The organism is Nocardiopsis sp. MT53, assembly GCF_019598965.1.
Taxonomy (GTDB): domain Bacteria; phylum Actinomycetota; class Actinomycetes; order Streptosporangiales; family Streptosporangiaceae; genus Nocardiopsis; species Nocardiopsis changdeensis.
In genome coordinates, this window is record NZ_CP080599.1 from 4851962 (window position 1) to 4872651 (window position 20690).

Consider the following 20690-nt stretch of genomic DNA (forward strand, 5'->3'; position numbering starts at 1 on the left):
GGTCATCCCGGGCGGCGCAGGGCCCGGGCCAGGAAGGCGGCGGTGCGGGACCGGGCGGCCCGCTCGGGGTCGGGGTGGAGGCGGCCCAGCGCCTCCAGGACCTGCACGGTGTCGGGGTGGTCGGTGCGGCGCAGCCGGTCGACGTCGTCCAGGATGAGGGATTCCAGCCCGCCGGTGGCGGGGGAGGCGAGGAAGTCCGCCAGGCCGTCCTCCCCGGCGGACAGCGCGGCGGCGAGCATGTCCACGACCACCCACGGGCCGCGGCCCGCCATGATCCGGTCGATCTCGTCCTGGCGCAGCATCCGCGAGCCCAGCAGCACGATCGCCGCCAGGTGCGCCAGGGCCGGGCGGTCGCAGGTCAGCAGGGCGCGCAGCTGCGGACCCAGGTGCGAGCTGGTCAGCTCCAGGACCGCGGCGCCCTCCCAGCGGCGCGGCTCCGCGCCGGGCCGGTCGACGGCCTCGCAGATCTCCCGCAGGGCGCGCGCCGGGGTGCGCGCGGCCAGCCAGGAGTCGATCGCGATGATCCGCCCGTCGGGGGAGAAGGACTGCAGCGAGTCGAGGAACGCGCCGGCCTCCACCCGGCCGACGTCGTCGACGAGCGGTGCGGGGACCCCCACCGACAGCAGGATCTGGCGTACCCCGTAGCGGCCCAGCGGGGTGAGCCGCACCAGGCACGGGCCGCCGCCCGGCCGGCGGCGGTCGAGGTGGACGGCCCCGGTCTCGGCCAGCTGGCACAGCATGTGCAGGAGCAGGTCGGGCAGGCGGCGGCGGATCCGCGCCGTCACCGGCACCGCTCCGGGGGCGGCCAGCAGCGCGGCGATCAGGTCGGTGAGGGGGACGCGGGAGCGGTCGGGCGCCTCGTACAGGGAGCGCAGTACCGGGGGGAGCAGATCGGGGCCGGTGGTGCCGGGCTCGGTGGTCAGGTCGCCGCGGGCGCCCTCGACGGCGGCCTCGAACATGTCGGTCCACCACAGCAGGATCTGTCTGGGGTCGCGGGCCCTCTCCTCCAGGTCGGGGGCGGGGCGGGCCTGTCCCGCGGCGAGTTCGACCATGCCCAGCCGGACCGCCTCCCACCAGGGCAGAGCGAAGGCGGGGGCGGGCGGGTCGGACGCCCGGTCGCCGTCCGGCCCGGGGGGTCCGCCCGGCGGGGGGGCGGCGGGCCGCAGGGAGAGGGTGCGCACGGCCTCGCGGATCAGCGGGGTGTCGGGGAACCCGCGCGCGGTGACCGGGACGGTGGGCCCCGTCCAGCGGGCCAGGGCCAGGGCGTTGGCGTACAGGGGGCAGTGCGAGGCGGCGAAGGCCAGCTGTGTGCGGGGGTGCAGGCGCACCGGGCGGGCCGAGACCCGGGGCGGGTCCGGCGGGGGCGGGCGATGAGAGGGCGTGTCCACTCCCGGATTCTCCTTACGAGGAGGGAACCGACGTCACCTTCTCTATCGCCCCGGGGCCGGGTCTCGGGCGGTTTTCCGTGACATCGGTCCGGAAAACCCTGCCGGCGGGGGCGGCGAACCGCGCGTTCGGTGGGAAAAGGGGCAGGTTGGCCGGTCCCGCCGGGGGTGGTCGGCCCGCCCCGTCCCGGCCGGGGTCAGTGGGAATGCGGGGCAGGGCTCCAGCGGCCCGCGATCAGGTCCACGCTGCGGTCGGCCAGGTCCTGGCCCAGGGCGTCCAGTTCGTGCAGGGCGTCGCGGAACCGCGCCACCTGCCGGAACATCTCCCCGTGGCGGCGCTGCTCCTCCACCGGCAGGACCGGGAGGCGCATGCGTGCCGGGTCCACGCGCAGGCTGCCGCGCGTACTGCTGCTGACCCGGGCGATGGTGCGGCTCTCGGCGGTGCTGGTGACGAACCCGGCCAGGAACCACGGATCGACCGCGCCCGGGTTGGTGCGCACCACGTACAGGCCCGGCCCCGGGTAGGCGCCCGCGTCGGCCGCGGTGGCGACCCGGGCCACCGGGCGGGCGGCCACCGCGGGGATGAGCACGTCGCCCTCCTGGACCGGGGGGTTGCGCATGGGGTCGGCGTCGACCTCCTCGGTGCCTGAGGCGGGGCGGCCCCGGGCGACGTCCTCGCCGGAGATCACCCGGGCGGTGGTCCGGGCGTCCCCGGTCCGGTGGTCCCGGTCGGTGCGGCGGGCGGCGGGGCGGCGGATCGTCACGGACCCGGCCTTGGCCAGCTCCGCCAGGGTGACCACCCGGGTGGGCTCGGCGCCGGGCTCCTCTCCGGGGGGCCGGGGCACCAGTGTGCGCAGGGCGCGCAGAGCGGTCTCCACCCGGCGGCGGTCGCGGGCGAACGCCTCCAGGTCGACGGCGGCGCCGCGGGGGACGGGCAGGCGCGGGCGCGGGGTGAGGTCGACGTCCTCGTCCAGCAGGTCCACCACGTCCACGCCGCGGGCGACGCCGGGTTCCGCCACCCCGGCGGGGTCGGTGAGGAAGGCCCGCCACAGCCGGTCGACGTGGTCCACGACGGAGGCCTCGTCGGCGGGGGCGCCCGGGTCGTGGGGGGAGGTGTCGGCGAGCAGGACCGGCCCGGGGGCCCGCCCGGGTTCGGGGCGGCGCAGCACCCACAGCTGCAGGGGGACGGCGTAGTGGGCGGCCAGGCCCGGCGGCAGGGAGATGACGGCCCGGAACACGCCAGCGCGCAGCAGTTCGCGGCGGATGCGGCGCCCGGAGGGGCGGGCGGCGGCGCCGGGCGGCATCACCATCACGACGGAGCCGCCGGGGCGGGCCAGGGCCAGGCAGTGCTGGGCCCAGGCCAGGTCCGATTCCAGGCGCGGCGGGACCCCGTACACCCAGCGTTCGTCCTCGACGAGGTCCTCGGTGCCCCAGTTGCGCTCGCCGAAGGGCGGCGCGCACAGGACGGTGCCGGCGCCGCCGGCGGGCGGTGCCGGGGAGCGCAGGGCGTCGCCGACCACCAGGTGCAGGCGGTGGTCCAGCAGGCCGGCGAACCCGGCGCGCAGGGCGGCCAGCCGGGCGGAGGGGGCGTCCCGGTCCTGTCCGTGCAGGGGGGAGTGCCCGGCCCGGCCCGCGGCGAGCAGGAGTTCGCCGCGTCCGCACGCGGGGTCGGCGACGGCCCCGTCACCGGTCACGGGTCCGGCGAGGCGGACCATGAGGTCGGCCAGGGCGGGCGGCAGGGTGTGGGAGCCGGAGGGGGCGCGCTGGTCCAGGCGGGCCAGCAGGCGTTCGAAGGCCGTGGCGGGGCTGCTGCCGCGGGCGGCGCGCACGGCGGCGTCGGCCAGGACGGGCAGCTGGGCCCGGGGCGGCGAGTCGGGCCCGACCAGGTACTCCAGGCCCGCGTCGGCCAGGGACGCGGCGAACCCGGTGCGGGCGGCGTCGAACAGGGCGTCGGGGTCGGCGGTCCCGGCGGCGGGCGTGCCGTGGCGGTGCAGGTGCAGTAGCAGGATCCCGACCCAGGCCAGGGCGGACTCGGCGGGCATGGCCGAGCGCAGGGAGTCCACCGCCTGCCACAGGCGCTGGTCGGAGTCGATGCTGGGGGCGCCGCGGTGGGCGGACAGCCAGCGCTCCACCGCGGCGAGGTCGAAGCGGGGGCTGCGGTCGGTGCCGCCGACCGGGCGGGGGAAGTCGTCGTGGCGCCGCCGCCAGTTGCTGACCGCTGTGGGTTTGACCCCGGCGATCCTGGCGATGTCGGCGGAGGTCACCTCCACGTCACCGGTGTCCATGAGGTGTCCCATCCACGCTGGCGAACGAACAGGGCACGAGTGTACACATGCGGTTCCGAACACCGGTCCGGGCACAGCCGAAAAGGTGGTTGGCCGGATTCACATCCGGTGCTCTGGGCGGGGCCGGGGACGGCGGCGAGGCGTCGGTCCCGATTCGGACGAACACCCCACACGGCGGCCCCGCGCGGTCTAGCTTCGTTTTCATGGCCGATGACACGATCGGGGCGTCCTACCCCGCAACGGTCCCCGCAGCCCTGGCGGAGACCCTGGAGAAACTCGATCTGCGCGAGGGACTGCTCCGGGAGCTGCAGTGCTACCCGGAGGAGGCCGGCACCATCCTGGTGGAGACCGCCGAGCACCTGCTGCACGAGGGGGAGCGGGAGCAGGGGCTGCGGTTGCTGGAGGCCCTGCGCGACCACCCGCCGGCCCCCGAGGACGCCCAGTACGCCCTCATCGAGATCGCCCGCGACCTGCGCGAGCAGGGCCGGGGGGCGGAGTCGGAGCGGATGGTGGAGGACCTGCTGCGCGCCGAAGGGCTGCAGCCGGGCCCGGCCGGGCTGCTGGCCGACCTGTTCGAGGGCGACGGGGACCCGGTCCGGGCGCTGCACTGCTACAACATCGCGGCCCGGGAGCTGCTGGCCCACCCGGACGAGTCCCTGGCGGGGGCGAGCGTGTACGACATCGGCCCCCTGGTGGGGCGGGCCCGGCTGCGCGGCGAGGCCGGGCTGGAGCCGGACGGCCACGACCTGGTGGCGCTGGAGGCGGCCGGGCGGTTCTGGAGCGAGCGCCAGGGGGAGGCGTGGCCGCCCCCCGGACCGGGGGCCTGACGGCGCGGCCCTGGCCGGGGCGATCGTGTGCCCTGAGGGGCCGCGGGACGGACCCCGGCGCCGCCCCACGGCGCCCGCCCGTGTCCTACGATGCTGTCCCTGAGGGTGCGTGCGGGCGCCCGGAGGTTTCTCTTTGGAGGGGTCCGTGGCCGTCGCACCGGGTTCGGGTGAGGGGCTCGTCCGCGTCGTCCCCGGGTCGCCGCTGGACGCCGCGCTGCCGGTGGAGGGCGGGCGGGGCCGCCTGGCGGTGCGCGACGGCGTCGAGGGCGTCCTGCACTGCGCGCTGGTGATGGAGGACGTGCGGCTCACCGCCTCCGAACGCGTCGGCCTGGGCTGGCTGCTGCGCGAGCACCAGGAGTTCACGGCCTCCTCCTTCGTGCCCGGGGACGGCGCCGGGTTCGCGGAGTTGTGCGCCGGGCTGCGCGAGGGCGGACCCGGCTGCGGGGTGGTCCTGGGCCTGCCCGGCGAGGGCCGCACCGCCACCGCGGTGGCCGCCCTGTCCCGGGCCGGGCTGGTGGTGCGGCCGCTGATGGCCGACACCGACGAGGACGACCCCTTCCAGGGGGTGTGGCCCGAGGAGGGGCGCGGCTACCTGGTGGACGTGTCCGGGGCCGGGCCGCTGCAGGACGCTTTCCTGCGCGCGCTGGGCGGCTTCGCCGGGGTCGCCGCCCACGGCGGTGCGGCCCTGGTGGTGGTCGCCGAGCCCGGGCAGTGGGACGCCGCCCCCGTCCCGGGCGCCGTGCACCTGCGGGTCCGGCCGCCCGAACGGCGGGAGGTGCTGGCCGCGCACCTGGGGTGCCTGCTGGGCGACCGCCACCGGGCGGCGCGCTGGGCGCGCGAGCTCGACGGGCGCGGGATGCTGCGCGGCGCGACCCCGGGGGAGGCGGCCGCCCTGGCCAGGAGCGCGCACGCCGTGCTCACCGGCCGCGAGCGCGGGGCGGGCGAACAGGAGCAGATCACCCTGATCCGCGAACGGCACCGGGGCAGCGGCGAGGTCGCCGCCTGGTTCGCCGGCGCCACCGGCCCCGACGGGGTGTGGAGCCGGGTGGTGGTCGCGGCGCTGGCCGTCCTGGAGGGGGAGCCGGTCGAGGCCGCACTGGCGGGCGCCCGCGGCCTGGCCGCGGAACTGGGGGTGGAGCCCCGGGAGACCGACGGCATCGCCGGGGCCGGCGTCGGCCCGACCCTGGAGCGCGTGGGGGCCCGGCGCACCGCCGCCGGAGAGGTGCTCTTCGAACGGGAGGACCGTGCCGACGGGGTGCTGGAGCACCTGTGGGCCGAGCACCCGGGCGTGCGGTCGGCCCTGGTGCGGTGGGCGGCCGCCGAGGCGGTGCGCCGCGGCGGGGAGACCGCGCACCGGATCGGGGCCCGGCTGTTCTCGCTGTTCGACCGGTGCGACGCCCCGGCCGCGCTGGTGGGCCTGTTTGACGCCTGGGTGGGCGAGCCGGACCTGGTGGACGCGGTGGTGGCGCTGTCCTCGGCGGCCCTGGTGCACCCCCGGTTCGCGCGGGCGCTGCGCGAGCGCCTGTACGAGGAGGCCCGGACGCCCGCGTCGGTGGTCACGGCCCGTGTGGTGGCGCGGGTGTGCGCCGAGTACGGAAAGGCCGACCCGGTGGGCGCGCTGACCCGGCTGAAGTGGCTGGTGGAGGTGGACGAGGACGCCGAGGCGGCGCTGGGGGAGCTGGCCCGCCACGAGGGCCTGCACCCGGCTCTGGTGCGGGCGGCGCTGGAGTGGATCGGCGGCGCGCTGCCCTGGAACACCCAGGCGACCTCGCCGGTGCGGGCCGACGCCGGGGTGCGCCTGCTGGAGGGGTTGATGGCGGCCGAGGCCGACGGTGTGCCGGTGCTGCTGGCCCGGCACCTGCGCGAACCCGGCGAGGAGGGGGAGCGGCTGCTGGGCCCGGCCTGGTACGCGCTGTTGGAGTTCGGGGCGCACGAGCGGGTGCGCGGCGCCCTGCGGCCGTGGCTGCGGGCGGCGCTGGCCGACGCCGCCGGGTTCGACGAGGTGGTGTACACGCTGGGGTGCGCGGTGGCCGGGCTGGCCGACGCGGAACCGGACGCGGTGGCGCGCCGGTCGGCGCGCCTGGACCGGGCGCTGTCCGAGGCGTGCGCACGGGAGGGGCTGGAGCCGGCCGAGGGCGAGCGGCTGCGGGAGGCCCTGGGGCTGGCCCCGGCCCGGGACCGCACTGCCTGATCTCCGGCCCGGCACGGGATCGCGGTACCTGCCCTCCGCCCTGGCCCGGGGCCGTGCAGGCCGACCCCTGCCCCGAGCTGGAGCCGCGGCGCCTGGCCCCCGCCCAGAGTTGGAGCCGCGGCGCCTGGTTCCCGCCCTGGCCCGGGACCGAACCGCCTGCCCTCCGCTCCGGTGCGGGACCGCGCCGCCTGTCCCCGCTCCGGGCCGGGGTCGTGGCGCCTGACCCCTGCTCCGGGCCGAGGACGCGCAGGCTGCCCCTTGTCCAGGCGCGGGGCCGCGGCGGGGTCGGGCCCAGGGGCGGGGTGGTGCCCGGCGCGGCCGCCGACGGTGTTCCGGCTCAGGGCCGTGTCTCCTATGGCCCGCACGTGGCCCACACGGCGGGGCCCGGCCGCCGCGCCCGGGCGGGCCGACATGGGCGCGTGGCGGGGCCCTGTGCCCGGGGGCGTGGCCGGGCCGGGCGGGTCAGTCGGGCAGCAGGGCCCCGGCGGCGGGCGGGGTCGGGTCGGCCCACGGCAGCGGGGCCTCGGCGGCGACCTCGCGCATGCGCCGGTAGGCCGCGTCGTCGGAGGGGCGCGGCGCCCCGTCCTCGGCCAGCAGGTGGGTCAGCGGCGGGGCCGTACCGCCGTCGTCCAGGACCACCGTCTTCTGCCGGGCGCCGTCGCGCAGGGTCAGCCGCACCTCGGTGACGTTGTCCGCGCTGCGCAGGTGGAACAGCCCGGCCAGGTCCACCCGGCGGGCCAGGATCTGCTCCGTCAGCGGGGCGGGCAGGTGGCGCTGCCCCGACGGCGGGGTCAGGACGTGCCGGAAGGTCCCCATCGGCCGCGGGTCCTCCAGGTTGAACAGGTCCGCGCCGCGGGTGACCTCCACGACCTCCACCTTCACGGCGTGGGCGCCCTCCAGGAACCTGCGGTAGGCGGCCGAGTCCGACAGCGGGGCGCAGCGCAGCGACAGGCGCCCGCCCAGCCGGGCGTCCACGCACCGCTTGAGGTGGTCCAGCAGGATGGTCCCGGCGCCGCGGCCCTGGTGGCGCTCGGTCATCGCCAGGGCGTGGGCGCCGCCCAGGGGCACCACCAGCAGGGCGCGCAGGTGGGTGGTGGCGGCCTCCTGCGCCCCATAGTGGTAGGGGTCCCTGTCCTCGGCGACGCTGCGGATGGTGCCCGGGGTGCCGAACCTGCCGTAGTCCAGCCGGATCTCGATCTCGCGGTCGCCGGTCCGGCGGTGGTCGCCCACCGACAGGTGGGAGCGGCGCTCGGGGTCGGTCACCGGTCTCTCCTGCAGTTCGCGCACGGCGCCGTGGAGGAGGTCGAGCAGGTCGGTCCCCTCGTCGTCGAGGCGGTCCACCGGAGGGTGGTCGTCCGGGCGTCCGGGCGGGGCCGCCCACAGCCGGTAAGCAGCGAAACCGTGAGTGGCCACGCATGTCCTTCACGTCGTCGGTCCGGGTGCGCGGCCCGGGCGGGCGGCGCGGAACACCAGCGTAATGGGGGTGCGGCGGTAGTGCGCCGAGCGCCGCAGCCGGGGGCCGGCCGGGGCGTTCGTGTCACCGCACCCCTGTGGGCGCGGTGCGCGGGGCGGGGGACGCGGGCCCGGGGCGGTCGGTGGACCGTTGCGCCGGTGTCAAAGGGGAACGGGCGGAGTGCAGCGGCCGGGGCGGGGCACAACACCGACCATGGGTGTATTGGTACTGGTCAGGCACGGACAGACCGAGTGGAGCAAGGGGCATCGGCACACCGGCCTCACGGATGTTCCCCTGACGCGGGAGGGGGAGCGGCAGGCCGAGGCACTGCGGCCGCTGCTGGCGGACCGAGGGATCGGGTGGGTGATCACCAGCCCGCTGAGCCGGGCGGCGCGCACCGCCGAACTCGCCGGTCTCGCCGTGACGCGGACCGATCCCGACCTGCGGGAGTGGGACTACGGCGGATACGAGGGGGTGACCACCGAGGAGATCCGCCGGGAACGGCCCGGCTGGTACCTGTGGCGTGACGGGGTGGTCCCCGGCGATACCGGACACCCCGGCGAGCAGGTGGAGGAGGTGGCGGCGCGGGTCGACCGGGTGCTGGCCCCGCTGGCCGCGGAGGTGGGGGACCCGGGGGCGGCGGACACGGTTCTGGTGGCGCACGGCCACGTACTGCGGGTGCTCACGGCGCGGTGGCTGGGGCTGGAGGGCCGGGAGGGGGCGCTGTTCCGGCTGGGGACCGGGGCGGTGTGCACGCTGGACCGGGAACACGGTCGGCCGGTGATCTCCTCCTGGAACCTGGTGCCGTGACGGCCCGGGGCCGGGGATCGGGGACGTGCGGAGGGGCGCGCCCGGGGACCGGAGCGGGGGAGGGACGGATCTCCCACCGACGGTCAGGACCGGACGGACTGGGCGCCGGGGGTGGCCGTTGGCCTGGCGCCGCATTCCCCGGTGAAGGGGTGGTCCTGTCAGGGGTGAGCAGGGGAAACTCGGGGCTCGACGGACCGGAATCGACGCCCGCCCTCGTGGCGGGGTCGGTCGTTTCTTTTGACGTGAGGTCTATGCCACCGGTTCCTCAGGGGCCACATGAGGCCACTCTGGAACCTTTTGCCTCAACCCGTGCGAGACGGGGACGGCCGGGCCTCCTCATGAACAGGGGACATGGAGGAGACCCGACCGCCGAAGCCCCTTCTCCAGATGAGAGGGGCGGTATCCGCCGGTGGTTCCCCGGGGGCCGGGGGAGGCCGGGAACACGCGGCGAAGGCATGCGGACACGATGGGTGCACCGTCGGTGGCAGGGTCTTCCATGAACGGAGGTCACGGAGGACCCCGCCACCTCGGCCCGCCGTCCGCGCGGGGGCTGCCGGAGGGCGGGCCGACGGTGGCGGCGGCACCGGAGGTGCGGGGTGCCGCCGCTCGGGGAAGGGTCTATGCGGCGTTCTCGCGGTCGAGCGCCGCGCCCGGTCTGAGGCCGAAGGGGACGCCGAAGCCGGTGAGCCGGCCCGTGCGCTCCAGGCGGTCGAAGATCTCCTGGGTGACGTCGTGGTCGGGGGCCGACCGGGGCGGCCACCCGAAGTGCTCGGCCACCGTGGACCAGCTCGGTCCGTGTCCGTGGTCGGAGCGGTACCGGGCCACCCAGTCGACCACCTCGGCCGCGCGCCCGCCCAGCAGCGCGTCGGCGCGCTCGGACACCGGGGTGTCCAGCGGCGTCGTCGCCGGGGAGGTTCGCGGCGGGGTCGGTGGCGGCGGGGCCAGGGGAGCCAGCCAGGCGGTGGTCTCACCCAGTTCCGCCTCTATGACCGCGCCATCGTCGCGGACCGACACGATCCACTCGATGCGCTCCAGCCACTCCAGCAGCTCGGTGAGCTCGTCGGGACCCGACAGCGCGCACGCCACGGTGACCTCCACCCGGGGGACCCGGATGCGGCCGCCGGGCAGGGCGCGCGACGCCAGGTAGGCACCGGTCAGCCGGAGCCGGTTGGGCTTCTTGCGCATCTTCTTGTGCCCCATCGCCCGGCCCACCCAGCCCGAGGCGCGCGAACGCACGCCCTGGCCGATGTTCCAGGGATTGCCCTGGAGGTCGGGCAGGTCGCACAGCGCCGGGTCGGAGGGGTGGGACTCGATCACCCGCTCGGGGGTGGTGACCAGCCAGCCCGAGGCGATCAGGTCGCCGAGCGAGGCGCGCGGGTCCTCCAGGCGTAGGATCCGCATGTCCTGCCCGAGCAGGTAGACCGCGCCGCGGATCGCCCCCCGCAGGGCGCAGACCAGGGCGAGGTAACGGCTGTCGGGGTCGCCGCCCACCTGCTTGGCGGCGACGTAGGCCCACACCTCCCGCAGGAACTCCATCTTGTGCAGGGTGATGGGCAGGTCCCGGTTGGGGTGCGGGGTCGGCGGGGGCGGCCCCTCCCGGCGCCTGGGCGGCTTGGGCGGCCAACCCGGAGGGTTGACCACACCCTGCTCGTGGCAGCGGACGCACTCCATCGCCGCGGCCAGGTCCGGATTGGGCCTGTGGAACCGTGGTCGCCGGACCTGACCGGCGGGGGCCGTCCCCGGGGTCCCGTTGTGCTGCGTCATGGCAAGGAGACTAGCGGTACCGGTCCCGCGGGGAGCGGTTGTCGGAGGGAATCCCGGGGGCCACCCGTAATCCGAATAACCCTCCCGCGGAGCCGCGGGATCCGGTATAGGGCGCCGCGGGGCGCCGGTCGCGGTGGTGGCGCGCGGGGCCGGGTCACGGGGAGGCGTCCTCCCCCTGCGGACACCACCCCCGATAGGGGCAGGTCCGGCAGGCCGGTCCGGGCACGGGGACGTATGCCCGGTCGCGGTGCCAGGGGGCGACCAGCGCGCGGACGGTGCGCTCGGCGGCCGCCAGGACCTGCGGCGAGGCCGGGTCCATGGTGTCGACATGGGCGCCGTCGGGGCCGAGGACCTCCACCTCCACCGCGGGTTCGGGGCCGGCGGCGATCACCCCGGAGGCGAAGAACAGTACCCCCAGGGCGGCGCGCGGGTCCTGCGCGAAGAGCGCGAGGCCGGTCGCCCCGGGTGGTCCCTCCTCGGAGATCAGGACGCTGCGGTGGACCCAGGAGCCGCGCCGGTGGTGCAGGACGTCGGTGCGGTACACCACCAGCACGTCGGCCTCGGTGTCGTCGGCGGTCAGGGTGGGCCCGGAACGCACGTGGTCGCCCGCGGGCAGGTCGCGCAGCGGGCACACGGGGATGTGCGCGGCGAGCAGGGCGGCGGCCCGCCGGGCCCGCTCGCCGAACAGCCGCCGCCCGGCGCACGCCCACCGCGCGGGGTCCACCGGCAGGTCGGCGGGCTCGCAGGCCCGTCGCGGCAGCCGTTCGTGCGCCCGCTCCAACCAGGCCCGCACCGCCCCCGCCACCACCCCGTCCCCATGCCCGCCCGGCGGCGGGCCGCCGCCGGACCCGCCGCCCGTGCCTGCACGCTCCGACCCTGCGGCCCGAGAGGGAACACGCTCCCCGGGCTCCCCGCCACCGGCCCACCCCGGGACCGCGGGCGCCACGTTCTCGCCGTGTAGGGCGGGAACGTTGCGCGGGACGGCCTCATCGCGCCGGGCGGGCACGCCGCATGGGACGGATGCGCCGCGCGGTGTGTCTTCCTCGTGTGAGACGGGTGCATCCTGCGGGGCGAACTTGCCGTGTGGATCGGGTGTGTCGTGCGGGATGCCCTCATCATGTGGGGCGGTCTTGTCGCGCTGTGCGGGTGTGCCGTGTGGGACGGCCTCGCCACGCGGCACGGGTATGTCGCGCAGGGCGGTCTCGCTGTGCGGGACGGGTGCGCCATGCGGCGCGGGTGCGTCGCCCGGTACGACCTCGTCGTGTGGGGTGGTCTTGTCACGGTGAGCGGGTGCATCGTGTGGGACGGTCTCGTCGTGCCGGATGGGTACGCCGTTTGGGACGAGTACACCGCTCGGTGCACCCTCTTCGTGCGGCACGGGTACATCATGCGGCCCGGTCTCGTCGTGCCGGGCGGATGCACCGCATAGGGCGTTCTTGTCGTGCGGGGCGGCCTCGCCGTGTGGGCCGGGTGTGCCGCGCGGGATGTCCTCATCGCGCGGGGCGGTCTCGTTATGCGGGTCGGGGGAGCCGTATGGGACGGGTGCGCCCCCCGAGGCCTCATCGCGCGGTGCGGCCTCGCTGCGCGGGATGGGAGCGCCGTGCGGGGCGGTCTTGCTGTGCGGGGCGGGCACTCCGCGTGGGGCGGGTTCGCCGTGCGGGACAGGTATGCCGCGAAGGGCGGGCACCGTGCCGTCGGGCACGGGGTCGGCTTCCCGTGCGCCCGGGCGGCGGGCGAAGCTCTCGGACGGGCCGGGTGCCCCGGGCATGCCGGACGCGGTGGCGGCACGGGGGGCGGGCCCGGGGCCTCCTGGTGCGGGCGGCGGCGCCGGTGGCCGGAGGTCGGTGGGGGCCGGGGGAAGGTCCAGGCTGCGGAAGTGGGCGCGGGCTGGACAGAGGACGTGTTCGCGGGCGGTGGCCGGGGACCAGGAGCGGCGTTCGCCGCCCGGTCCCAGGCCCAGCAGCCCCGGCGCGCGGGGCAGGCGGCCGCAGCCGCTGCGGACGGCGCAGGCCAGGCAGTCCTCCCCCGGGGAGCGGGCCCCGCCGACCAGGGCGGAGCGCAGCCCCTCGCGGCCCCGGGCGACGAACAGCGCCTCGGCGTCGGCGGCGGTGCCGTCGAACCGGACCTCCGTGGCGCCGTCCAGGCACGACACCCGGATCACCCGTACCCGCTCCGGCGGGTCGTCGCGGCAGCGCATCGGGTACGGGGCGCCGCCGTGGAAGCGCTCCGGGGCCGCGGCGTAGGCCTCCCGGTCGACCGGTGCCCCCGTGGCCAGCACGTACGCGGCGACCGCGAGCCCCGCGTCGGCGGGCGCCCGGCGCAGCCGGCCCGGCACCGGTACCCACAGCTCGCGGGCCGCGCCGAGGGTGTAGCAGCGGCCGGTGGCGCGCACCTCGTACGGGCGGCGGTGCCGGGACCCGCGTTCGGGCATGTACTGGCGCACCCGGAAGTCGGGGACGGGGGTGCGCCCGGCGGTCGCCGCCAGGTGGGTGCGGGCGGCGTGGCGCACCCACCGGCGCACCCCCTCGTGCACGGGCGGCACCCGCTCGCCCAGCACGGTGACCGGCGGGCGCCCCGGCGGCGGCGGATGGGCGCAGGCCCGCTCCAGCGACCAGCCCCGGTGCTCGACCAGGTCCAGGACGGCGTGCAGGACGGCCGCGGGCACCTCCCGCGGCCGGTGGCGGGCGGGGCCCAGTGCGAGGTCCGCCCGTACCCGGCGGTGCGCCGGACAGCCGCCGCGGGGGAGGACGGCGGTGTCGCTGAGGAGGCGGACGACGGGAGGGTGACCGGTGTCGGTGGTCATGTGCGGCACCTTCCGGAGGGCTTCTCCTTCAAAGGGTGGCACGGACGGCGGGATCGTGCCGGGGGCCTGTGGACAACCCTTCCGGCCGCTGCGGCCGGGGGTTCCGCGCGGCCCGTCCCCGAACGCGATCCGTGACGGCCGCGGCCCGGCGCCGGGCTCGGATCCGCTGTTCGGAGGGGGTGGCGCGGGCGCTCCGAGGAGGGGATGAACCCACGTAAAAAGTCACTCACGGTGACGTTTTCGGCGCCTTGGGAGGCGCGGCGAACCCACACGCCGCCCCCTCCGATCATGTTGAATGTCGACCATGATCGTGCGTCGAGTACTTCCCGATGAGATGAGCGCCGTCAGCGAGCTGCGGGTGATCGCCTATACGGCCGACGGACTGTTGGATGTCAACCCGGTCTACGTCGAGACGCTGCGGCTGCTGGGCACCGACGGTGAGGGCGAGGTCCTGGTCGCCGAGGACGGCGGTCGCCTGCTGGGGACGATCATGTTCGAGCCCTGGTCCCCGCGCAGCGAGATCGCCCGGGGCGCGGACGAGGCGGAGGTGCGCGCGTTCGCGGTCGCGCCCCAGGCCCGGGGCCGGGGGGTGGGCCGCGCCCTGGTCAACGCGCTGGTGGAGCGGGCCCGCGAGGAGGGCGTCTCGCGGCTGCTGCTGTCCACCCAGCCGCAGATGCTCTCGGCCCAGTACGTCTACCGGGCCCGCGGGTTCGTCCGGGTGCCCGAGCGCGACTGGTCCCCGCTGCCCGACGTCACGCTGCTCACCTACGAGCTGGTGATCAAGGACTGAGGGCGGGGCCCGGGCCGCCCGTCCGCGGCCCGGAGGTCAGCCCGCGCGGACCCGGCGGGCCGCCCGGGCCAGGTCCAGCCCCAGCTCCCCGTCGGCCAGGCGGTCCAGGACGCCGTCGGCGGCGGGGTGCCCGGACACACGCACCGAGCGGACGAACCGGGTGGCGTGCGGGGCCAGCCGCTCCCGGTCGTCGTCGGGCAGCGGGAGCCCCGCCTCGGCGAGCGCGGCGTAGTCGTCCAGCAGGGCCCACGCGGTGACCGGGGAGGTCGGCGGTTCGGGGGTGCCCGGCCGCAGCCGCCGCACCCACCCGCCGAGCACCGGGTGGTTCAGGTGGGCGCGCAGGGCGACCTCCGGGTCCGCGCCGCGCTCGGCCAGCAGCGTGAAGACCTTCCTGCGCCGGTGCCAGGCCCGGGGCTCGGTGCAGGCCTGGACCAGTTCCCCGGCGACGGCGCCGATGTCGCGGCCCCGGGCCCACCGGTCCAACAGCCCCTCGGTGTCCACCGGACGGCCCTCCTCCAGCAGGGCCAGCACTTCGCGGACGCCCATGTCGGGGATGGCGCGGGTCACCCGCACGGCGGCGCCCGCGCGCTGCAGCTGGCGCACCATGAAGTGGTCGCCCAGCCGCGCGATGCGGAACCGCCCGCCGACGCGGTGCACCGCGTCCAGCTCGGCCAGCACCTCCAGGGCCGCGCGCATCCGCTCGGGACCGGCCCCGCCCCGCCCGCGGTAGGCGGCGGCCACCTCGGCGGCGGTGCGCTCCCGGCCCGACAGGAACAGGTCGGTGAGCGCCAGCAGGGCGGCGGTGCCGTGTTCGGCGGCCATCGCGGGCAGCGCGTCGGCCCAGGCGTCGGCGACCGCCCCGGGTACCCCCGAGGACCAGGCGTAGGCGGCGCGCCCGGTGAGCACCCGGGTGTAGGTGGTGCGCAGCAGCCGGGCGGCGCGGGCCACGCAGAACAGGTGGTCGACGTCGTCCGGCGTCGTCTCCAGGTGGGCGGCGGCCGCCGGCACGTCCTCGGCGCACAGGGCGTCGCGGCCCCCGGGGTCGGGGCGCAGCACCCTGCCCCGGTCGACCCACACGGTCAGGCGGGCGGCGTCGGCCAGGGTGCGGCAGCGGCGGGCGGCGTCGTCCAGGTCCCCGGGCTCCGCGGGGGTGACCGGGCGCGGCGGCGCCTCCTCGAACCGGTCCGCCAGCACCGGTGCGGCCGCCGGGACGGCGGCGGGGCCGGTGTCGGAGCACGGGTCCAGGTCGGCCTCCTCGACGGCGGCCCGCAGCCGCCGCGGGCTCTCGTCGGAGAGCAGGCCGCCCTGGCCGACCAGGTGGTCGCACCAGGTCAGCCAGGTCGAGCGCAGCACCTCGGCGCCTCCGCCCGACCCGTCGGCGCCGCGCAGGCCGCCGAGGGGCAGGGCCCCGGCGCGCACCGCGCGCGCCACCTCCCGGACGTCGTCGACGCACCAGTCCCCGGGCTCGGGCGCCCCGAGGTCCCGGTGGGCGGTGAGCAGCAGGGCCAGGGCGCCGGGGTCCGGGGCGGGTCCGGTGTCGGCGTCCTCCGCCCAGTCGAGGCAGGCCCGCACCGCGGAGGCGACGCCCCGGGTCATCGCCCCCTCACCGAAAGTGGTGGTACTCACGGCTTCAGACTAGCCGTGCGCGGAACCCGCGGGGCCGGGAACCCCGAAAACGCACCAGGTCCGCGCACCGGGCACCCGCACAGGGTGCGTGGCCCCGGCCCACGCGCTCACCCCGCCATGGAGAACCCGGGGTCGCCGCTCACCCCCAGGCCGTCGACGTACCCGGTGATCCGCTCCACCGCCGCCCGGTACACCTCCCGTTCGTGCCCGGGCAGGTCGGGCGAGGCCAGCTCGTCGGCCAGGTCCACCACGCGCAGCGGCCCCAGGGCGACCCAGGTCGGCCGCATCTCCAGCGCGGACGACTCCCAGACCCCGGGCTCCACCTCGGTGAACTCCACCCGGGCCAGCACGCCTTCGCGGCGCGAGTCGATGGGCGGGGACGACTGCCCGGCGACCTGGTTGCCCAGCCCGTAGACCACCCACTCGCCGCCGATCCGCTCCGCCGACTGCACCACGTGCGCGTGGTGGCCCAGGATCAGGTCGATGTCGGGGGAGGCGACCAGGTCGGACAGCTCCAGCTGGAACCCGTCGGCCTCGTGCGCGTACTCGGTGCCCCAGTGCATCGACAGCACCACGATCTGCGCGCCCAGCTCCCGGGCCAGCGCCGCCTCGGCGCGGATGGCCTCCTCGTCGATGAGGTCGGCCATCCACTCCTTGCCCTCCGGCGGCAGGAACCCGTTGAAGCCGTAGGTGTAGGACAGGTGCGCGACCGGCACCGGGGCGCCCCCGTCGGCGGGTTCGACCTGGTAGATCTGCGGATCCCGCGACTCCTGCTCGGTGCGGGCGCTGCCCGCCGCGCCCAGCCCGGCCGCCTCCAGGGCGTCCAGGGTGCGGACCACTCCGGCCTCGCCGTTGTCCAGGGTGTGGTTGGAGGCGGTCGAGCAGCCGTCGTAACCGGAGTCGGCGAGCCCCTGGGCGACCTGCGGGGGCGCGCTGAACACGGGGTATCCGCTGAAGGGTCCTTCCTCCGGGGCCAGGGGCACCTCCAGGTGGCACAGGGCCAGGTCGGCGCCCTCCAGGGCGGGGGAGATCCCGGAGAAGAGCGGGGCGAAGTCGAACTCGCCGCCCCCGTTCTGCCGGGCCTGCTCCCAGACCGAGGCGTGCACCAGCACGTCGCCGCCGCCGATCACGCTCAGGGTGCGGGGGACGTGCGCGGTGGGGGAGGGGGTCGGCGGGGCCGCGCCGGCGGTGTTCTCCACCCGGGGGGCGGAGCAGGCGGTCGGGGCCAGGGTCGCCGCGGTCAGCAGGGACAGGATGCGCAGGCCGGTCCGGGTCATCGTCCCACGGTAGGAACGAAGTGGGTGATAAGGGTGGTCGGCGGTGTCATCGGTGGCAAAGGGATAAAACGCCTTTTAACGTGATGAAACCGTTCCAATGAAGAGAGAGGAATGCAGAGATTTCTTCGGCTCCCCGCCCGGGCCCGGGTCGGGCGGCCTTCCGCTGCCCGGGGGACCCTTAGGATGTCGTCACCGGTCGGCCGCTGCGGAGGAGACGATGGACGAGCAACCCCTTTCCCCCGGCGTCGGCCTGGTGGAGGTCTCCGGCCTGTCCCTGCGCGACCTCGGAACGGCGGGCGACACGGTGATCGCCCGGGCGCTGCGCGAGGTGCTCGCCACCACCCCCGACGGTGAGGAGGGCGTGGCCGCCTTCTCCAACGACGGTGACGACGGCGGCCCCTGGTAGGCGCGCCGCCGGGCCGTTCACAGGAGCGGCGGATCGAGGTCGGAGGTCATGCGCCCGCCCGCCGCCATCGTGCGGGTGAGGATGTGCCCGGCCCCCAGCACCCTGGTGTACGAGGCCCTGGCGGCCTCCGCCAGGCTCCGCGCCTCCCCCTCCTCGCCCAGGGCCGCCAGATCCAGCGCCAGGTTGGCCGTGCCGGCCAGGGTCATGGGGTGCTCGTCGCCGATGAGCGCGCGCAGCCGCCGCACCGTGTCCCGGCCCGACCGTACGGCCGCGGCCGTCTCGCCCAGGGCGGCCAGATCCCCGGCGAGGTTGTTGGCCACCGCGAGGGAGTAGTGGTGGTCGCGCCCCAGGAGGACGTCCAGGCTCCGTAGCGTTGCTTCGTTCATCCGGCGGGCCTGCCCGGCGTCTCCGCGCAGCCGGTGGACCAGGGCCGTGTTCGCCGCGCACGCCTGGTGGTACGGGTGGTCGGGGCCGTAGACCCGGGCGTACCGCTCCAGAGCGTCCAGGGCGGTGGAGAGGGCTCCGTCCAGATCGCCCTCCACCCGCATGAGGTTCACCAGGCACATGGCCGCGGCCAGGGTCTCGGGATGGTCGGCGTCGTACAGCCGCAGGTAGCGGTCGTGCGCGTCCCGGGCCAGGGTGCGCGCCCGCTCCAGGTTCCCGGACAGGCGGTGGGCGATGGACAGGTCCAGCTGGACGCGCAGGGTGCGCGGGTGCTCCCTGCCGAGCTGCTCCCGGCCGTAGGCGAGCGCCTCCTCGCCCAGGTCGCACGCCTCGGCGTACTTCCCGCTCAGGCGTACCGCCTGTGCCAGGCTGTTCCAGAAGGCCGCCAGGTTCGGCGACCCGTCGGCCGAGGCCTGGCGCTTGTAGAGCATGTAGGCCTGCTCGTGGCGCAGCCGCGCCCCCGCGAAGTCGCTCAGCAGGGTGTGGTCGATGGCCAGGTTGTGCAGGGCCCGCAGCGTGACGTTGTGGTCGGGGCCCAGGGCCCGCACGTGCAGCCGGTAGGTCTCCGTGTCGTGCTCGAAGGCCTCACGGAACCGGCCCTGGGCGCGCAGGTCGGCGCCGATCCCTGAGAGGAGGGTCAGGGTTTCGGGGTGGTCGGGGCCCAGCACCTCCTTGATGCGGGGCAGCATGGCGACGTTCAGCCGGTAGGCCTCCTCGTAGCGGCCCAGGTCCCGCAACCTGTTGGCGTAGCTCCTCTTGGCCTTGAGGAGATCGGGGTCGTCCTCCCCGAAGGCGGCGGCCCAGCGCGCGATGAGGTTGCGCGCGTGGTTCTCGGCGGTGGCGTAGTTGCCCGAGAAGTACAGGAAGGACAGGACGCTGAGCGAGAGCCTCCGCGCCTCGGGCAGTTCGCTCAGCGGGACGCCGGCGGGCTCCAGGTGGGGGAGCAGGTCCAGGTAGCGGTCCTGGGCCTGCCGTCCCAGCAGGCCCACCGGCTCTGCCGCGGCGAGCAGGGCGCACACCTCGGTGCGCACGGCCCGCAGCCGTTCGGCGTCGAGCCTCCAGCGGATCAGCTTCTGGACGAGCGAGTGGACCTGGATGGTGCGGTTGGCGTTGTCGATCTTGACCAGGGCGTAGCGGCCCAGCTGGCCGAAGGCCCGGCTGAGCCTGATCGGGTCGTTCAGCAGGGCGGCGGTCCCGGGCCGCACGTGCGGGCTGTCCGTGGCGAAGAAGACGTCCCGGGGGATGGGCTCGGGGCCGAAGACAGAGCAGGTCTCCAGGAGTTCCACGGCCTCCGGCGTGCCGGCCGCCAGCTCCTTGAGCGAGATCTGGAGCGAGGCGCTCAGGGACGCGTGGTAGTCGGGGGGATGGCCCTGGCTCAGCAGGTCCTCGGGCCGCCGTTCCAGCAGGCGGAGGTACTCGCGGCTGGACATGCCGGTCTCCGTCAGCAGCGCCCCCGCCTGCTCCAGGGCCAGGGGCAGGTGCCCGAGGGCCTGGGCCAGGTCCGCCGCGGACGCCTCGTCCAGCCCCTGGGGTACGCGCCTGCGCAGGAATTCCGCGCTCTCCCTCGGTGGGAAGACCTCGATGGGGACGGTGGTCGCCCGCCCCGTCCAACGGTGGTTGCGGGAGGTGATGAGCACGTGGCCGGTGCCCTCGGGGATGAGTTCGTAGAGGTCCTCGGGTTCGTCCGCGCTGTCGAAGACGAGCAGCCACCTGCGGTAGGGCTCGCCGCGCCGCAGTGCGTCGAGGACGCCGCTCGCGGCATCCTCGATGCCGGTCACCCCGGGTCCGGGGAGCCCGAGGTGCTGGGCCAGCTGGGCCATGTTCGAACGCACCAGGCCGGGCTGCCCGGCGGGTATCCACCACACCAGGTCGTACTCGGCCTTGGAGCGGTGGACGTGCTCCACGGCGGTGAGCGACTTGCCGACCCCGTAGTGCCCGTGCAGGACCACGGTCGCCGCTCCGCTGCGCAGTTCGCGCCGGAGCCCGGCCAGGGGCCCCTCGCGACCGATGAAGTTCATGGAACGCGGCGGCACCCGGCCCCAGACCGTGGGGATCCGTTCCCGTGGACCGCCCTCGCCGTGGTGCGCATGTTCTCTTTGTGAATTCACTCGGATCACACGGGCAACAGCATCATCTTTTTCCTTTATGTCGCCCCCTGCGGTGGAGTGAGCGCGAATTTCCCTGCGGAGAACAGGGTAAATGACGGTCACGACGGCAGGAAGTGCGGTTTCCGATGAGGGGCGGTACCGTTCTCCCGAGCCGGCCGTCGGCGGTCGATGGAGTGGCGGAGGCGGAGGACGATGGTCGAAATGCAGGTGGAGCGCGTCGGCGCCATGGTGGACGTGGGCGGGATGTCCCTCGAGGACCTCGCCGGAGTGGATTCCTCCGTGGTCGCCCACGTTCTGCGCGGCGTCCTGGGGGCTCCGGGAGCGGGACCCGAAGCGGTGTCCGGGTTCGTCAACGAGTCCGATCAGCGCTCGGACAACGAGGTGCCTCCGCAGAAGCCCGGTTCCTCCGGATATGAGGGCAGGGAATCCCTCACGGGCGGCGGGAGGTGATCCCTTTCCCGTTCGGCGCCGTCGGACGCGGTGCCCGCCGGGCTGTCCGAGATCAATGTCCGTACCCCGCT

Annotated in this window: 14 protein-coding genes; 6 read left to right on the forward strand and 8 right to left on the reverse strand. The window is 76.1% G+C overall.

Annotation, left to right across the window (positions count from 1 at the left end; all coding sequences use genetic code 11):
* Positions 1-2: 2 nt before the first annotated feature.
* Both K1J57_RS21480 and K1J57_RS21485 read right to left on the reverse strand, forming a co-directional pair.
* Positions 3-1388: a hypothetical protein gene (locus K1J57_RS21480; protein ID WP_255646472.1), complete on the reverse strand. Its 1386-nt coding sequence runs from the start codon at positions 1386-1388 to the stop codon at positions 3-5.
* 194 nt (positions 1389-1582) lie between these two features.
* A complete protein-coding gene (locus K1J57_RS21485) occupies positions 1583-3670 on the reverse strand; it encodes an N-6 DNA methylase (RefSeq protein WP_220560394.1) in 2088 nt (695 codons plus the stop codon).
* A gap of 203 nt (positions 3671-3873) precedes the next feature.
* Here K1J57_RS21485 and K1J57_RS21490 point away from each other — a divergent pair, with 203 nt between their 5' ends.
* Positions 3874-4497: a hypothetical protein gene (locus tag K1J57_RS21490; protein ID WP_220560395.1), complete on the forward strand. Its 624-nt coding sequence runs from the start codon at positions 3874-3876 to the stop codon at positions 4495-4497.
* Positions 4498-4642: 145 nt separating this feature from the next.
* Positions 4643-6688, forward strand: coding sequence for a hypothetical protein (locus K1J57_RS21495; protein ID WP_220560397.1), 2046 nt, complete (start codon positions 4643-4645; stop codon positions 6686-6688).
* 462 nt (positions 6689-7150) lie between these two features.
* On the opposite strand, the gene K1J57_RS21500 is transcribed toward K1J57_RS21495, so the two are convergent.
* Positions 7151-8101, reverse strand: a complete 951-nt coding sequence (locus K1J57_RS21500) for a hypothetical protein (protein WP_220560398.1) — start codon at positions 8099-8101, stop codon at positions 7151-7153.
* A 253-nt stretch (positions 8102-8354) separates the two neighbouring features.
* Here K1J57_RS21500 and K1J57_RS21505 point away from each other — a divergent pair, with 253 nt between their 5' ends.
* A complete protein-coding gene (locus K1J57_RS21505) occupies positions 8355-8951 on the forward strand; it encodes a histidine phosphatase family protein (protein ID WP_220560399.1) in 597 nt (198 codons plus the stop codon).
* Between the two features lie 618 nt (positions 8952-9569).
* Here the strand turns inward: K1J57_RS21505 and K1J57_RS21510 are convergent.
* Together K1J57_RS21510 and K1J57_RS21515 are read right to left on the reverse strand one after the other, a co-directional pair.
* Complete coding sequence (locus tag K1J57_RS21510) at positions 9570-10715, reverse strand: hypothetical protein (protein WP_220560400.1); 1146 nt, start codon at positions 10713-10715, stop codon at positions 9570-9572.
* 154 nt (positions 10716-10869) lie between these two features.
* A complete protein-coding gene (locus K1J57_RS21515) occupies positions 10870-13518 on the reverse strand; it encodes a hypothetical protein (protein WP_220560401.1) in 2649 nt (882 codons plus the stop codon).
* Between the two features lie 334 nt (positions 13519-13852).
* Here K1J57_RS21515 and K1J57_RS21520 point away from each other — a divergent pair, with 334 nt between their 5' ends.
* The gene (locus K1J57_RS21520; RefSeq protein ID WP_220565688.1) at positions 13853-14308 is read left to right on the forward strand and encodes a GNAT family N-acetyltransferase; all 456 of its coding nucleotides are present in this window, start codon (positions 13853-13855) and stop codon (positions 14306-14308) included.
* Between the two features lie 36 nt (positions 14309-14344).
* Here K1J57_RS21520 and K1J57_RS21525 read toward each other — a convergent pair whose 3' ends face one another.
* Positions 14345-15934 (reverse strand): hypothetical protein, encoded by a 1590-nt coding sequence (locus K1J57_RS21525; protein WP_255646474.1) that lies wholly within the window; start codon positions 15932-15934, stop codon positions 14345-14347.
* 107 nt (positions 15935-16041) lie between these two features.
* Positions 16042-17211: a CapA family protein gene (locus K1J57_RS21530; protein WP_220560402.1), complete on the reverse strand. Its 1170-nt coding sequence runs from the start codon at positions 17209-17211 to the stop codon at positions 16042-16044.
* Positions 17212-17428: 217 nt separating this feature from the next.
* On the opposite strand from K1J57_RS21530, the gene fxsA (K1J57_RS21535) reads away from it, so the two are divergent.
* A complete protein-coding gene (fxsA, locus tag K1J57_RS21535) occupies positions 17429-17617 on the forward strand; it encodes an FxSxx-COOH cyclophane-containing RiPP peptide (RefSeq protein ID WP_220560403.1) in 189 nt (62 codons plus the stop codon).
* Positions 17618-17634: 17 nt separating this feature from the next.
* Here fxsA (K1J57_RS21535) and fxsT read toward each other — a convergent pair whose 3' ends face one another.
* Positions 17635-20079, reverse strand: coding sequence for an FxSxx-COOH system tetratricopeptide repeat protein (gene fxsT, locus K1J57_RS21540; RefSeq protein WP_220560404.1), 2445 nt, complete (start codon positions 20077-20079; stop codon positions 17635-17637).
* A gap of 282 nt (positions 20080-20361) precedes the next feature.
* On the opposite strand from fxsT, the gene fxsA (K1J57_RS21545) reads away from it, so the two are divergent.
* Complete coding sequence (gene fxsA / locus K1J57_RS21545) at positions 20362-20619, forward strand: FxSxx-COOH cyclophane-containing RiPP peptide (RefSeq protein ID WP_220560406.1); 258 nt, start codon at positions 20362-20364, stop codon at positions 20617-20619.
* Positions 20620-20690: the final 71 nt, after the last annotated feature.